The organism is Burkholderia sp. TSV86 (genome assembly GCF_001522865.1).
GTDB lineage: Bacteria > Pseudomonadota > Gammaproteobacteria > Burkholderiales > Burkholderiaceae > Burkholderia.
Genome location: NZ_LOWB01000104.1, coordinates 138,705 through 154,095, shown reverse-complemented (window position 1 = coordinate 154,095; position 15,391 = coordinate 138,705). Strand labels below are relative to the sequence as shown.

The following is a 15,391-nucleotide window of genomic DNA, read 5'->3' as shown; positions in this document are numbered from 1 at the left end:
GTCTAGTCCCGAAAAGATTCATAGATGGTCAGGGTGCGTAATGCATGATTCGGCCGAGACCATGCATCGACACCGATGCGCATGCGCCCAACTTTTCCCGCCAACTCAGGACGCGTGCGCACCTGAACCTTGATGACGGGGTCAATCCTTCCGTCGACGAAATCCGCCGTGACTGCATGGACGGCCATTACGGCCGCCGCACGGCGCTGCCAACGGTAAAACTCGTCGGCCTCGATCGGACCGATCACGATCTCCAGCGAATGCTGAACATCCCAGATTCGCGCGCCAAGCCGCCACGCACCGATGCGCAACCCGCCCCCGCGGGACCCCGGCACCGGAATCCAGCGTCCGTAGCGAGGCACGATGCGCAACGGCACGCTGAAATAGCGGGTGAGCATGCGCTGCAGATCGGCAAGCGAGCGCCGCGGCGCGCAGTAGACGCCGGGGAACGCTCGCCTGCATGCGAGCGCATGACGCTCCACGGTTTCGCCGCCGGGCGCGTACCCGCTCGTCTTCGCCTTCGCGTTGGCCAGCGACGTGACGCGCTCGACGAACGGATTGCGCGCACGCTCGTAGCCCAGCACCGGATGCATCGACGACCACGCGAGGTAATGCAGCCACGCCAAATCGCCACAAGCCAGATTGACGAAGCGCTCGAACGCCGCGTTGCGCTCGAAGCGCTTTTCCTGCATCGCATGCTCGGTCACGTGCAACGGCATCGGCCCGTATGGCGCGAACAGGCCGAAATGCCGTTGCGTGACCTTGACCTGCGGGTGATCGTCCGCTTCGACGAAGTGCGACAGCTGGACATCCACGCTTTCCACTTCAGAACTTGCGAAGTGCATGCCAGCCAATTGCTCGATACGCAGCCACGCAGGGCTGTGCCGAACGAATCGTGCCGCGCCGCTGCGCTCGCGCTCCAGTACTTCAACTCGGCGCATCAACTCGAAAAAAGTCCGGCTCGGCCTCAACATGCGCCTGACTCGATGAAATTTCATCGCAGCCTCCCGTCGGCGTATGCCGTGCTCACATGGGTGCTGATCGCCTCGCCGTCGAGCCGCACCACGACCTCGACGCCGTCGTTGAGCGATGCCGCCTCGGCAAGCACCTGCGCCAGCACGCGTGCGAACAGCCAGCCGCCGCGGTCCGCATGCGCCGATTCAGCGACATCGATCTCGAGGTGCGTTGCCCGCACTAGTGCAATCGGCGTCGCGCGGCCGGATGCAATGAAGCGCGATTCGAGATGCACCGAATGCAGACTCTCGACTCGTTGCCGGTCAAGCGCGTCTTCGCGATTCATCGCCAGTTGCAATTGCTCGATGACGCGCGCGGTGATGTCCTCCCGCCGGCCAGTGCGCAATGCGAGCGGGTTATGGCCGAGATGCGACACGGCTTCCCAGCACGCATCGATCGAAGGCATCCCGCGTGGCAAGCTTGCCGGCCATAAACACTCGATACGTTTGACCGCGAGCGGATCGAGCAGGCTCAGTTCGGCATCGAGCAGCGACGACGGCCGCCAGTCCCGATCCGCCACCAGCGCCTTGCCGGCAATCGACGCGATGTCGTCCAGTTCGAGCGCGTCACCATACGTCGACACCGAGATCAGGTCATGACTCGCCAGTGGATCGAACCGGTCGCGACGCGCACCGTCGGCCAGCAGCGCGTTTTCCCGCCGCAAGCTGTAACGGATCGAGCCGTCCGTCGCTTCGTACCCCCCCGTCTCCAGTACTGAGCGTGCGGCGTGCGCGTTGCCGTTACTTTCGTATACGCTGACTTCCGTCAAACCCCACAGGTGATAAGCCGCTGGCGACATGCGGTCGACCGGCACCCACTGCTCGGTCAGATTCGGGTCGTAGGGCAACGGGTCGAAACGCTTCGGATACAGATTGATCACGGGCGTTGCGAACAACCGGAACTGTTGGGCCGACACCTCGCCGATCAATCCGTTGGGCACGTGCCGCAGCGCGAAGAACAATTCGAACGACTGCGCCGACGGATCGGCGTTCGCAACCGCTTCAAGCACGTCGAGATAGACGCCCAGAAAACGGGTGGGCTGCGCAAAGTATTCGCGCAGCAACCGCAACCCCGGCAGTCCGCCTAAATCGGCCGGCAGCAGCGCCTCGCTGTCGTCGACACCCGACAGCCTGATTCCCGTCATCGGCAACGTCAGCACCTCGTCGCCGCGCCGGGTCGGCACGACCGCGTACCACGCGCTGCTCGACGCGAGCATCACCTGGTGTAACGCATAAGCGCGCGGCAAGTCGCCGGCGAAACTCAAGTGCAGCGGCTCGAGCTTCGCCTCGTCCTTCTTCAAGTCGCCCACCGTCGACAAGCCATCGAGCTCGAAACGAAACCGCAGCACGGCTTGCGCGGATGCAAGACGCTGCGCAAGCAACGTCGGCAAGCCGTTCAGACTGCGGCTGCATTCGACCTTCGCGAGCCGGATCGGCAAGAGCGTCACGTCGCGCGCGGTCGCAAACGTCACCGGCAGCTTGCGCCCGGGCAGGCGGGCTGCGATCAGCGAACCGCGCGGCAGCGTGTTGCTTCGAAACGCTTCCGGCGAGTCCAGGTCGGGATGAAATGCAAAAGTCGAAATTGCCGGAGTCGCGCCCATGAAGAGTGGGCACACGCGTCCCAGTGCCTGCTGCGCGAATTCCGCGCATTCCCGGTCCAGGCGCGTTTGCACGCGAGCCGACAAATAAGCCACGCCTTCGAGTAACCGCTCGACGAACGGATCGGTAACCGTATCCGGATGCAAACCGAGCGCCGATGCGACCTGCGGATGCTCCCTGGAAAAACGGGTGCCCGCATCGCGCAGTTGGCGCAGTTCGTCGTTGTAGTGGTCCAAGAAGTTCATGGTCGTTCTCGGCGCTTAAGCATCAGCCAGGCTAAAAAAACCATCCAAATAGTCGAGCGCAAGGCTCAACTTGATTTCGGATTTACTTTCTTTCGATATTGTTAGGATATCGAAATACATAACTTGCCTTGCATGCCGATCACGTCCAGGTCTTGGCCGAACACTCGTGCGCGTCATATCGACACGCGGCTCGAAGCGTCGCATCACCTCGCATATATGCGAAGCCGTTTGCACGGGATCGATCCGGGTCGAGCCAGGAACCTGCATCGGCGGACAACCATAGTTCAACACCGAATGGGCTGCCGGACTGTTGTCGAGCACACTGATGCGTGCACCGCGCATCGAACAGTTCATCAAATCCACGAGATGATGTCCCACGACATCCTTAAGCGAGTCCCGCTTAAAACGCTTGGACAGCTTGTTATAGAGTTGATCCACCATCGTCTGTTTATTCGTGCAACTGATGCGATGCGCGTGTTGCGCCCCGAGACGCAACACGGTCCATGATTGACCCGGACAAACGCTCTGCCCGTTAGACTGCAGCGTTCAGCTTGAGGTCGTAACCGGCCTTGATCACCGCCCCCATCGTGCCGTCGTTACGCTGCTCGCGATATTCGAACTCGATCTGGGCGAAGTTGATCTTGATTTCGTCAGTCGGCAGCACGTTGTCGACTTCCCCACTGCCATGGCCAAGCTGGGAGAACGGCATGTTGCCGAGCGTTTGAAACGACGACACCAAGCCACTTGCGAAGGTGATCGTCAGGAACTCCTGCTGCCCCTTGCCCGATTTGCGGCAAATCAGCTTTGCATTCGCGATATGCTCGCCCGTCGCACACATCAGGAACAACTTCGGAGACGCCTTGTTCGAGACCATGCGGAACTCGAAGTCCTTCATCTCTACCTTGCCTGCACCGCCGCCGCTGCCAAACCCCCAGCGACCCGAGTTCTCTTCCGCCCACCGCCAACTCTGAATCTGAATCAGACCCGGGTACTGCTGATCGGTCGACTCGCCTTCAACACCATCGATCTGCAGAAAATAATCAACCAACGCATTTGACATTATAAGAACTCCTAAATCACTTTAAGAAATCCAACTAACCCACCGTGAATACGACTTGATCGCTCGGCATCATCCGCTACGATGCTGCGTCGCGACGATTCGAGACCCGCTTGTCGATCGGTGCACGGGACATCCGACTAACTGTTGCCAGTCAGCCTCCCGACTCCTGCTTGATCGAAGGCAGCTTCGAAACCAGCCGGAGGGACACGGTCAACCCCTCCAGTTGGAAATGAGGACGCAAGAAAAATTGCGCACGATAGTAGCCAGGGTTTTCCGGAATTTCGTCCACGACAACTTCCGCGGCCGACAGCGGACGCTGCGCCTTGGTGACCTCGCTAGAGATCGTCGGATCGCCGTCGACGTAATTCATCAGCCAGTCGTTCAACCATCGTTGCGTGTCTTCTCGCGATTTAAACGAGCCGATCTTGTCGCGAACGATGCACTTCAAGTAGTGCGCAAAGCGGCACGTCGCGAAAATATATGGCAGCCGGGACGACAAATTGGCATTCGCAGTCGCATCATCATCTTCGTATACGGCCGGACGATGCACAGTTTTCGCGCCGATGAACGCGGCCGTGTCGGAATTCTTCCGATACACGAGCGGCATCAACCCAGACTCCGAGAGTTCATGCTCACGCCGATCCGAGATAGCGATCTCCGTTGGGCAGTGCAGTTCGATATCGTTGTCCTGCGACGGCAGCACGAACTTCGGCAGCACCTCGACTGCGCCACCCGACTCGATGCCGCGAATCTTCGTGCACCAGCCGTATGTTTTAAACGCCTGCGTGATATTGGCGCCCATCGCATAGGCGGAATTCGCCCAGCAGAAATCCTCGGCTCGGTTCGGGTCGACCTTTTCTTCGAAGCCGAACTCCTCGACGGGCTGGGTCTTCGGCCCGTATGGCACCCGTGCGAGAAAACGCGGCAGGGTCAGTGCCAGGTAGCGGGAATCATTGCTCTCCCGCAGACGGCGCCAGAACGTGTATTCACTCGAAGTGAAGATCTTGGAGACGTCGCGAGGATTCGACAGCTCGTTCCAATTGTCCATCTGCAGCAAGCCGGGCGCGGCTGCGGCAATGAACGGCGCGTGCGCGGCAGCAGCGATTTTCGACATCTCGGTCAGAATCGATACGTCCTGTATGCCGTGATCGAACTGATAGTCTCCGATCAGGCAACCGAACGGCTCGCCACCAAACTGTCCGTACTCCTGCTCATAAATCATCTTGAAGATCGGGCTCTGGTCCCATACCACACCCTTGAAGCGTCGCAGCGTCTTGGCGAGATCGGCCTTCGAGATATTCAAATAGCGGATCTTGAGATTCTCGCTAGTATCCGTATTCGATACCAGGTAGTGCAAACCGCGCCATGCGCCTTCCAACGCCTGGAACCGCTTGTTATGCAGCACCAGCGTCAGCTGCTCGGAGATCTTCTTGTCCAGCTCCACGATCAGTTGCTCGATCGTTTGCGCGACGTCCTCGCGCACGACCACCCTGCCTCGACGGGCATATTTCAACAGCGTCGCAACCGCAGACTCGACGGCTTCGGCAGCCTCGGTCGTTCTTGGCCTGAACGAACGCCGAAGGATGTCTTTCAGATCGTCGTCGACCTGTTCCTGATGTTCTTTGAAGACGACCTGCTCGGCCGCGGATTCCAGTTGGTTGAGCGTACTCATTTTACCTCCTGATTCGGCGCTCCCTCGCCAGACGGCGTGTTGTCGGGAGCGACATCGCTGGGCGCCGACGCGACGGCGGCGGCATCGTCATCCGTCACGTTCTGTCTGCGCAATAACTCGTGGATCAGATCCTCGGCGGCGGCTTTGCCGTCCATGTAAGTTAGCAACTCCTTGAGCCGGCTACGCGCATCGAGCAATGTCGAAAGCTCGGGAATACGCCTGACGACCTCGGCGGGTTCAAACGAATCCATCGACGTGAAGGTCAAATCGATCGGGATCAGTGTGCCGTCGTTGGTCAGCACGTTTTTTACGTGATAGCTGAGCGACGGCGCGATCTGTGCCATCCTGTCGTCGAAGTTCTCGACATCGATTTCCAAGAACCGGCGCTCTTCCACCGGACCGAGCGGCTCGACGTTGTCGCCGGACAAATCGGCCATCACACCCGCCACAAACGGAAGCTCGACTTTCTTTTGCGAACCGTAGATCTCGACGTCGTATTCGATCTGCACTCTCGGAGCGCGGCTCTCTCCGATAAATTTCTGACCATCTTTTTGACGAACCATTGCTGCCTCCTAAGTAGAACTAAAAGATTTACTTGATAGCCCCGTTGGGTCGGTCGATCTGGGCCGCCAGCGCCGTCCCGTCGGCATAAAGTTCAGCCATCACTTCGCCAAACTGCGCCCCCAGCATCCGTTGAATCCGAGCCAAAAATATCGGCGCCGGATGGCTCGGCTCATATACTCGGAAGTACTCGGCGAGGCGTTGTAACGTGGCTTCGACATCCTTCCTCGAGGTCAGCGTGCCGCCAGCCGCAAGACGGCAGTCTCGCTCTCGCTCACCAGTATCGTTCACCTGCACGGCCGGTTGAACCGAGTCCGCCTTCGGATCTTCCGCCGGCTTCAATCTGGCTAGCGCTCGGTCAATCAAGCCGGACATGCCTGAAACGTCGAACTCTCGCTCCAAAGCCTTGATGTTTTTCTCAATAAGTAATAAGGATTCCTTAGCTTCAGATAGAAACCTTACCGCCGTGTCCCTGCGCTCGTTACTCTCCAGTAGCGAGCCAACATCACCGCTCGCCAACGCGCTCAACGTAGCGCCCTGCTCAACAACTTGAGCGTTGCCGAACTGATGTAGGAACTGGGGGCTCAGGAGCCAGTTGAGATGAAGCAGAAGCGCGTCGCAAGGCAACTCACCCGGCTGCGCCCGCGGGTGGATCTGCTCGATCGGCAAACTCATGATGTCCGCAAGCATTCTGATACTTTCGGCAAGGCCAGGAATCCCTCTCCTCGCCATGCACGCCCGGATATACCATATCGCCACACGGACATCTCGCTCCTTTTTCAAGAGCGAGTAGCAAGAATTTTCGATTTGTGCCCACTGGAAGGTATATCCCGCTTTCCGGGGTTGCGCCTCTCCAACTGAATCGTACTCACAAATCAAGGCATCGACCTGGATAAACTCCTCATCGAAATCCAGCCCATCAGGATCCGATGAGCCGGCCTGTACCGCATCTTCGCCCATCTCAATTCCTTAACGTCAACATTAAATCCACTCTTGACCACCAAACGCCACCCAACCAACGGATATAGAGATATCCAATGAAATCAGCGCCACCGACCTTCAAATCAAAATCGGTAAATATTATCCAAGTGAACTAATCCCTTCTGGGAAACCCCACGCTACCGGAAGAATTTACATCAATCATTCATCGCCGTGATTCCCAAGTCATCACGAAATTGGGTCACGAAAGAATATTTCCAGAAAATGTTATTCTCACGACATTAAACAATCCGAGAGATGGCGCAATTAAATCTGCCGGCTTCCTGAGCAATTGTGTATTTTGGGAAACAGATCTCTTCGAAGCATCATTACTACGAGGGAGGAGTTTGCCGAAGCCATTTTCAGCAATGAGTCCAGCCGACTGCGGCATGCAGCACACCTGCCCAGGCCGCCCGTGGGAGATGTCAGCCCCATTATTCCTTTGCGCCGCGTAGGTGGGCATGTCAGCCTGCACGCCTGCGGTTATCCATATCACTGAGGCGGCAAACGCCAGGAATACAAGTTCTTTGTCGTGACCCATTTCTATGCTCCCTTCTAAATCTTATGAAATTTATATTAGTTATTTACCTCGATAGGTGTTTTCCCTAACTCGATCACTACCCCCACCACGCTCAAATAACAGCGGAACAAACTTTGCACCGCTGGCCAACATAATAGCCCGTCATTTAATTTTCTGTAAAGAATTTCCTAATTTACGACGGTTTCCCCTAATGTGCGGGAGATTACATAGCAAATCTCGCGCCCCAAATCGCCAAAAAGATTATTTACTCACATTATTTAATGTGCAAAATTAAATTCTTATACAAACAAATAATAAATTATTTAATACATAAATATTTCCGCAAAACATTCGATGTGCTTGCCGTTTGAATTTCCGATGTCGAACCCATAACCCGCCCCGTAATACCTTGGTAACGGTAGCATTGCGCATTGCCGCATTACATAGTTAGCAAGAACACCAAACCACGATAAATACGGAAAGCGCAAGGTGCGCGCGCTCCAGTTGCGTTACAAGCCCAGTTACCGGTTTGGCCAGCTACCCAGCATCGCACATGCGGCGCCCATATCGAGCATTCAATGGCCATAGAACGAAATCACGGCGCACTCGATGAAAAATCTCACAGCCCGAGGACCATTCCAATGCCATACCAATTGGACAAGATCGGCGCCGCACGCCGCGCCCGCCATAGGCCGCCCGCCGATCGGGACGGCAAGCGCCTGCACAACAGCACGCTGCTCAACAACCTCGCCAAGCTTCGTGCCTTCATCGCCAAGCTCCATCTCACTGGCCTACACATGCTCGCCATCGATCGGCCCCTGCCTGCCGCCGATGCGCTCGCGGTCACGACCGCCCGTGATGCAAGCGCCGTGACCGCCTCATTGCTAAGCCGGGTCATACCTCGGAACCCGTGCCGACGTTCAATGGATTTAAATAGGCAAGCCGCGAATGCTGTTGTTCACGCAACCGTTGCGACACGATCATCGTCAAAGCCGCACTGCATCGCGAGTTCGACGAGTGGTTTGTCGCCCCATAGCGGCAAGCGCGAATGTGGACCTTGGAGCGAGTGGCTTGGCAATGATTGCCGCGCCGCGAAGCCGCGTCACGAAAATTAGTCCTGGCTTCGCCGGCGTCCAGATCAGCAACGCAATGCATGCGTCGGCCATCCCATCGTGCCAAATCTGCTCAAACGCTCCCCACCGCCTTTGGCTCACCCTTATCCGAAAGAATGCGCCCACGCCAACCGTCGGCACACCGGCATCGTTTCGACGAGCGCCGCTCGTAAAGCGAAAAGCCTGCTTGCGCGCTTTCCCGATGCTGCGGCAAACACTCGGGAACAGCAGCGTTCTCGAGCCGCGCACCACATACTTCTGCGCAGCCTGCCACCGTACGATCACGCCTGCGCAGCCGACGTGATTCATCAAGCGGATTCTGAGGAACGACAACGATCGCAGTCATCGCTTTATCCACGCACGCAACTCGGGCAACGCGCCTGCCTAGCCAGCGAAGCAGCAAGTTTGCCCCACGCTATTTGCATTCAGGAAATGAAGCGCAAACGGGATTCTCGCTCGCGATAAATCCAGTCGATCGGGAACAGGAGGGTCAAGACCATGCGATCGTGCACGAGAGGCTTCACTTTCGATACGCCCGTCATGTCCGCGAGTGCAAGGCACCAATGCATGCGCACGCACCGGATTACATAGCGGTGAAAAAACCGGCACACGGCAACGTGCATCAGATCTGAGAGGAGAAACCGCTCGCCCGCACCTCACGACAAAATCATCGCGCCGGAATACGTTGTATTCGCGTTCACGCCGGCCTGCGCCTTGACCGTGGACTTAGGGGCACTGGAAGCCGGACGCATGCCCTGCCGCACCTCGCATATCGTTGCCGCCAGGAGCCAATGAAATGGGCCAAATTGCCGCCGCATGGAAAGGGACTGTCAAAGCGACGATCGTTTTAATTACCACCCTTACTCGCCGCCGCAAAACAAAAACCCCGCAGAGCCTGGACTCTGCGGGGTTTCGCCGCCATAAGATGGCGGAGACGGAGGGATTCGAACCCTCGATCCAGGTTTTGGCCCAGATGCTCCCTTAGCAGGGGAGTGCCTTCGACCTCTCGGCCACGTCTCCCAAACCTTCGCTCGCGCCAGGGAGGCAGCGCGACGAAGCCAAGATAATATAGGGTTCCGAGCAGAACGTCAAATTTCCGCGACGCACACTTAACGCACCCGTCACGGAAATTTCATCATGCCTGCTCGAGTTCGAACGCCTTATGCAACGCGCGGACTGCGAGTTCCATATATTTCTCGTCGATCAACACCGAGATCTTGATCTCGGACGTCGAGATCATCTGGATGTTGATTCCCTCTTCCGACAGCGTGCGGAACATCGTGCTCGCGACGCCGACATGCGAACGCATCCCGACACCGACCACCGACACCTTCGACACTTTCGGGTCGCCCAGCACCTGCTCGGCGCTCACATGCCCCTTCACCTGGTTCGTGAGGATATCCATCGCCTTCTGATAATCGCCACGGCCGACCGTGAACGTGAAGTCGGTCTTACCTTGCACGCTCTGGTTTTGGATGATCATGTCGATGTCGATGTTCGCGTCGGCCACCGGGCCGAGAATCTGATATGCGATGCCCGGCTTGTCGGGCACGCCCATCACCGCGATGCGCGCTTCGTCACGCTGGAACGCAATACCGGAAATGACTGCCTTTTCCATGGTCTCGTCTTCTTCAAAAGTAATCAGGGTGCCCGAGCACATCTCTTCGTCGAGCGGAATCTGCGGATCGGTGAGACTCGACAGCACACGCGTCTTCACATGGTATTTGCCGGCAAACTCGACCGAGCGGATTTGCAGCACCTTCGAGCCGAGACTTGCCATTTCCAGCATTTCCTCGAACGTCACGCGATCGAGGCGGCGCGCTTCTTCAACGACGCGCGGATCAGTAGTGTAGACGCCGTCGACGTCGGTGTAGATCAGGCACTCGTCGGCTCCAAGCGCAGCCGCAACCGCGACCGCCGACGTATCCGAGCCGCCGCGGCCGAGCGTCGTGATATGGCCTTCTGGATCGACACCTTGAAAACCCGTGATGATGACGACCTTGCCCGCGTCGAGATCCTTCGTCACGCGCTCGTCGTCGATCGAGTGAATGCGCGCTTTGGTGTAAGCGCTGTCGGTCTTGACCGGCACCTGCCAACCGGCGTAGCTCACGGCATCGACGCCGATTTCCTGCAGCGCGATCGACAGCAGGCCGACGCTGACCTGTTCGCCCGTCGACGCAATCATGTCGAGCTCACGCGGATTCGGCTGGCTCGAAATCTCTTTGGCGAGCCCGAGCAAACGGTTCGTTTCGCCGGACATCGCCGACGGCACGACCACCATCCGGTGTCCGGCCTGATGCCATTTTGCGACGCGTTTTGCGACGTTCTTGATGCGCTCGACCGAGCCCATCGAGGTGCCGCCGTATTTATGTACGATGAGTGCCATTGTCGTTCAGAACTGGAGAGAGGCCGCACGGACATGCTGGACAGACCGCGGTGCCGTTCGGTCACGCGGCTTGTGGCTGTGGACGGACGACGGGAAGAACGGCTGGGGCGCAGCACGCAGGGCGTGGCGATTTGCCCGGAAGGCGGCTCAGGCCGCGCAAACCGGGTACGTCACGCGGGAAACCTGCACAAAATGCTCAAAAATCGAGCCGAGCAAACACTTGAGCGTACCCGATCGATCGCTGCTTGACAAGCCGCGCCGCCAAGCATCGCACGGGTCGCAACCTCTTTAGCGGCCCGGCGCGCAAGCAAGCGCCGTCGCTCGCAACCGGATCAACCAGATCGATGCGGCGCGGTTGCCGGCGCGTCGGGCAAGCCACGCGCCGATGCCTGCGCACCCAATCGACGATCCGCTTGCGCCGGCCCGAAGCCTCCCGCCGAACTGAGCGGCGGCGGGCGACGGCGAGCACACCGCGTTTGTATTCGAAAGCGCGCGTTTTTGCGCGCAGACGGGATGGCGCCGTTCGTCGCGGCAAAAGCGGCGCGGCCGGTGCGCGGCCCTCGTCGTCGGGTTGCGCACGCAAGGCCGGCTCGCATGTTCATCGTTGCCGGAACGCGCCAGCGCTAGGCAATCAGCCAATCGGGCCGCCACTCGATGCGCCGCCACTCGCCTGGCGCATCCGCGTCCGGCTGGAGCGTGCGGTTCACACCGACGCGCGGCACGAACAGCAGCCGGTCGCCGACGTATAGCAGCGGCACATCGCGCTGCCAGGCCGGCACGCCGCGCTCCTGAAACAAATTCTTCAACGTGCGCCCCGGCCCGCCCGGCAATACGCGCATCCGCTCGCCGCCGGTGCGCGCGCGCGCATGCAGCTCCGCGCCGGCAAGAAGCGCCTCAGGCACCGCATCGCGATCGTGCGCGTGCGTCGGATGGAACACGAACGTGCCGCGCCACGCCGGCAGATGCCAGACTTCCTGGCCGCGCCAAACAAGCACGCGATCCATTCGCGCAGCCGCCGCCGCGCGCGCCTGCGACGCCGCCCCACCCGGCGCGCCTCCGGCATCGGCCGCGGCATTGCCACCGTCGGTCTGGCGTCGGCTATCGACGCTCGCGCCTGAATGCTTATCCGCGGCCGCATCGCCCACTTTCGTGCCGCTCAGCCCCGTGCGTTCGCTGGCCTCCCACTGAACGTCGTCGCGATAAAGACGAAGACGCCACCCCGCATGATCGACGCGCAGCGCATGCGCGTCACGCGCCGCGCGCAACTGCTTCATCATCTCGGCAAGACGCGCGGCCGACGCGCCTGGCAGCCCGAGCGTGCGCATCCAGTAGCGCAGCAGATTCGCGCCGCGCTCGTCGTCGAGCGCGACAAGCGCGGCGCGCGACAGCACGCGCCCATCGTCCCGCGCGAGGGCGCGCAGATCGCTCGCGGCAAGCGCGTCGAGCAGCCGCTGCGCAGCTGCCGCATGCTGCGCGGCACGGCCGAGCGCATCGCGAAACCCAGGAAAATGTGACGCAAGCGCGGGCAGTACGTCGGCGCGCAACGCGTTGCGCGCATAGCGCGTGTTTTCGTTCGATTCGTCGTCGATCCAGCGCAGCGCCTGTTGTTGCGCATAGCGCTCGAGCTGCACGCGCAGCAGATGCAGCAACGGCCGTGCACGCACGACGCTCGCCGAGGTAGGCCGATACTGCGGCGCCATCGCCGCAAGCCCGGCAATGCCGGCCCCGCGCAACAACTGCAGCAGCACCGTCTCGGCCTGATCGTCCGCATGCTGCGCCAGCCACAGCACGGGCGCATGATACCGTGCGCACATCGCGTCGAGCGCCCGATAGCGCGCATCGCGCGCGCTCGCTTCGACCCCCTGGCCGCTTGCACGCGGCACGTCGACACGCATCGCGTCGAAGCGTACACCCAGCGCATGCGCCACCTGCGCGCAATGCGCGAGCCACGCGTCGGCATTCGGACTCAATCCATGATGAACGTGCAGCGCCACGCAGCGCGCCGCGCCGACGACCCGCACCGCCGCATGCAGCAGGACAGTCGAATCGAGCCCGCCGCTGTACGCAAGCGCAAACGTAGCGTCGCCCGGCCACGCGGATGACGCTACGCCGATTGCGTCGAGCACAACGCGATCGGCGGGAAACTCATTGGGGGAAATCAAGGCGATGCGGCGCGCCGTTCGTCCAAGCCGAGCGCCCGGCGCTTACGCGCCCAGCGCCGTTTCCTTGAACTTGCCGTAAGCCATCAGGCGTTCGAAGCGGCGCGCGCGCAGCGCGTCGATGCTCATGCCTTGGAACTGGCGCAGCGTGTCGGCAAGCGCGCGGCGTAGCAGCGCTGCCATGCCCTTCGGATCACGATGCGCGCCGCCGAGCGGCTCGTTGACGATCTTGTCGATCAGGCCAAGCGCCTTCAGCCGGTGCGCGGTCAGGCCCAGCGCCTCGGCCGCCTCGGGCGCCTTCGCCGCGCTCTTCCACAGAATCGACGCACAGCCTTCCGGCGAGATCACCGAATACGTCGCGAATTGCAGCATCAATACGCTGTCGGCAACCGCAATCGCCAGCGCGCCGCCCGAGCCGCCTTCGCCGATCACCGTGGTGATAATCGGCGTCTTCAGTTCAGCCATCACATACAGATTGCGGCCGATCGCCTCGGACTGGCCGCGCTCCTCGGCGCCGACGCCCGGATACGCACCCGGCGTGTCGACGAACGTGAAAATCGGCAACCCAAACTTTTCGGCAAGACGCATCAGCCGCTCGGCCTTGCGGTAACCCTCCGGCCGCGGCATCCCGAAGTTGCGCGCGGCACGCTCCTTGGTGTCGCGCCCCTTCTGATGGCCAATCACCATGCACGCGTGACCGTTGAAACGGGCGAGACCGCCGACGATCGACTGGTCATCCGCGAATGCGCGATCGCCGTGCAATTCATGAAAATCGGTAAACAACTCGCTGATGTAGTCGAGCGTGTAGGGCCGCTGCGGATGGCGAGCGATCTGCGAGACCTGCCAAGGCGTCAGGTTCGCGTACAAATCCTTCGTGAGCTGCTGGCTCTTCTTTGACAGCCGCTCGATCTCTTCCGAGATGTCGACAGCCGAGTCGTCCTGCACGAAGCGCAGTTCTTCGATTTTCGCCTCGAGTTCGGCGATAGGCTGCTCGAAATCCAGAAATGTGGTCTTCATGTGTTGGAATCCTTGGGTCTTGCGGCAGCGCGTATTCTACCGCGCGCATCCGGCGCAAGTACGGGTCAAAACTATCGACAGATAATTTGCAATAGCTTCGACTGGCTATTGGATCAGCTACTGACAGTCAACGGATCGAGACTGCGCCACATGTACCAGGTGGCAACGGTGCGCCACGGCTCCCAGTTCGCCGCCACTTCACGCGCTTCGCTGCGCGTGACGGGCTCTCCACTGAAATAATTGACGCTGATCGCGCGAATCAACCCGAGATCGTCGAGCGGCAACACGTTTGGCCGCGACAGATTGAAAATCAGAAACATCTCGGCGGTCCAGCGGCCGATGCCGCGGATTTGCGTAAGCTCTGCGATCACGTCCTCGTCGTCCATCGTCGCCCATTTGTCGACGTGCAGCGCACCCGACACAAAGTGCTGCGCCAGGTCGAGGATGTATTCGGATTTACGCTTGGACAACCCGCATCCGATCAGCTTTTCTTGGCCGAGCTTGATGATCTGCTGCGGCGCGAGCTTCGGACACGCGGTCTCGATCTTCAGCCACATCGACTGCGCGGCCGCGACCGAGATCTGCTGGCCGACGACCGAGCGCGCGAGCGTGACGAATGAATCGTCGCGTTTCACGAGATGCGCGGGGCCGAATTTCGGAATCAGCTTCTTCAGGATCCGGTCGCGCTTGACGAGATCGGCGCACGCCTTGTCCCAGTACGGCGGGCGCGCGACCATCCCCGCGTCGTTCAGTTGCACGGGCACCGCGGCCTCGGACACCTTCGCCTTGCGCGCGGTTTGCGGCTCGGCCGCCGATGCGGCCGCGCCGTCTTGCGGCAGATCGGCCGCGTATTCGCCGTCGCTCTTCGCACGCTTCGCGGCGGCGTCGCGCACGCCCGGCTTGTACGCGGCGCCGTTCGCCGCGCCGTTGGGCGCCGCGCGCCCGGCCGCGCTTTTCTGCGCGGCCGGCGCACGCGCGCCGGCACGCTTGAGCGCTACTGACGGTTGCGTCGCCGCTCGCTTAGCCGGCGCCTTTCTGGCCGTTACCATCTAGCCTCCTACCTGGCGAA

The 15,391-nt window shown here is 60.3% G+C and carries 13 protein-coding genes, 1 tRNA gene and 1 pseudogene; 2 read left to right on the top strand and 13 right to left on the bottom strand.

Annotated features, from left to right (window positions below; genetic code table 11):
• Positions 1 to 2: 2 nt before the first annotated feature.
• The 8 genes from WS68_RS18690 to WS68_RS27835 all read right to left on the bottom strand — a co-directional run bounded on the left by WS68_RS18690 (position 3) and on the right by WS68_RS27835 (position 7,669).
• On the bottom strand, positions 3 to 998 hold the full coding sequence (locus tag WS68_RS18690; RefSeq protein ID WP_059572160.1) for a type VI secretion system baseplate subunit TssG: 996 nt from the start codon (positions 996 to 998) through the stop codon (positions 3 to 5).
• Positions 995 to 2,857, bottom strand: coding sequence for a type VI secretion system baseplate subunit TssF (gene tssF / locus WS68_RS18685; protein WP_059572159.1), 1,863 nt, complete (start codon positions 2,855 to 2,857; stop codon positions 995 to 997). The genes WS68_RS18690 and tssF overlap by 4 nt, the downstream gene beginning before the upstream one ends.
• 15 nt (positions 2,858 to 2,872) lie before the next feature.
• Positions 2,873 to 3,298 (bottom strand): GPW/gp25 family protein, encoded by a 426-nt coding sequence (locus tag WS68_RS26535; protein ID WP_082710144.1) that lies wholly within the window; start codon positions 3,296 to 3,298, stop codon positions 2,873 to 2,875.
• Positions 3,299 to 3,389: 91 nt separating this feature from the next.
• A complete protein-coding gene (locus WS68_RS18680) occupies positions 3,390 to 3,917 on the bottom strand; it encodes an Hcp family type VI secretion system effector (protein ID WP_059572158.1) in 528 nt (175 codons plus the stop codon).
• A gap of 151 nt (positions 3,918 to 4,068) precedes the next feature.
• Entirely contained in the window at positions 4,069 to 5,589 is a 1,521-nt protein-coding gene (gene tssC, locus WS68_RS18675; RefSeq protein ID WP_059572157.1) for a type VI secretion system contractile sheath large subunit, read from the bottom strand.
• The gene (gene tssB, locus WS68_RS18670) at positions 5,586 to 6,152 is read right to left on the bottom strand and encodes a type VI secretion system contractile sheath small subunit (protein ID WP_059572156.1); all 567 of its coding nucleotides are present in this window, start codon (positions 6,150 to 6,152) and stop codon (positions 5,586 to 5,588) included. Before tssB ends, tssC begins: the two co-directional genes overlap by 4 nt.
• Positions 6,153 to 6,180: 28 nt before the next feature.
• Complete coding sequence (locus WS68_RS18665) at positions 6,181 to 7,110, bottom strand: type VI secretion system protein TssA (protein ID WP_059572155.1); 930 nt, start codon at positions 7,108 to 7,110, stop codon at positions 6,181 to 6,183.
• A gap of 220 nt (positions 7,111 to 7,330) precedes the next feature.
• Positions 7,331 to 7,669 carry a hypothetical protein gene (locus tag WS68_RS27835; RefSeq protein WP_156429575.1) on the bottom strand — a complete coding sequence of 113 codons (339 nt, stop codon included), beginning with the start codon at positions 7,667 to 7,669 and terminating at the stop codon, positions 7,331 to 7,333.
• A gap of 557 nt (positions 7,670 to 8,226) precedes the next feature.
• Between WS68_RS27835 and WS68_RS27830 the strand changes: the two genes are divergently transcribed.
• The gene (locus WS68_RS27830; protein WP_197419640.1) at positions 8,227 to 8,763 is read left to right on the top strand and encodes a hypothetical protein; all 537 of its coding nucleotides are present in this window, start codon (positions 8,227 to 8,229) and stop codon (positions 8,761 to 8,763) included.
• A 923-nt stretch (positions 8,764 to 9,686) separates the two neighbouring features.
• On the opposite strand, the gene WS68_RS18650 is transcribed toward WS68_RS27830, so the two are convergent.
• Positions 9,687 to 9,780, bottom strand: a tRNA-Ser gene (locus WS68_RS18650).
• 115 nt (positions 9,781 to 9,895) lie between these two features.
• Entirely contained in the window at positions 9,896 to 11,146 is a 1,251-nt protein-coding gene (locus WS68_RS18645; protein WP_059572152.1) for an aspartate kinase, read from the bottom strand.
• On the opposite strand from WS68_RS18645, the pseudogene WS68_RS26530 reads away from it, so the two are divergent.
• Positions 11,129 to 11,370: pseudogene (locus WS68_RS26530) on the top strand (hypothetical protein). The gene WS68_RS18645 and the pseudogene WS68_RS26530 overlap by 18 nt on opposite strands.
• A 399-nt stretch (positions 11,371 to 11,769) precedes the next feature.
• On the opposite strand, the gene tilS reads toward WS68_RS26530, so the two are convergent.
• From tilS to WS68_RS18625, 3 genes are all read right to left on the bottom strand, one after another.
• On the bottom strand, positions 11,770 to 13,308 hold the full coding sequence (tilS, locus tag WS68_RS18635; protein ID WP_059572150.1) for a tRNA lysidine(34) synthetase TilS: 1,539 nt from the start codon (positions 13,306 to 13,308) through the stop codon (positions 11,770 to 11,772).
• Positions 13,309 to 13,350: 42 nt separating this feature from the next.
• Complete coding sequence (locus WS68_RS18630; protein ID WP_059572149.1) at positions 13,351 to 14,322, bottom strand: acetyl-CoA carboxylase carboxyltransferase subunit alpha; 972 nt, start codon at positions 14,320 to 14,322, stop codon at positions 13,351 to 13,353.
• Positions 14,323 to 14,435: 113 nt separating this feature from the next.
• On the bottom strand, positions 14,436 to 15,371 hold the full coding sequence (locus WS68_RS18625; RefSeq protein WP_059572148.1) for a DNA-3-methyladenine glycosylase family protein: 936 nt from the start codon (positions 15,369 to 15,371) through the stop codon (positions 14,436 to 14,438).
• Positions 15,372 to 15,391 lie beyond the last annotated feature (20 nt).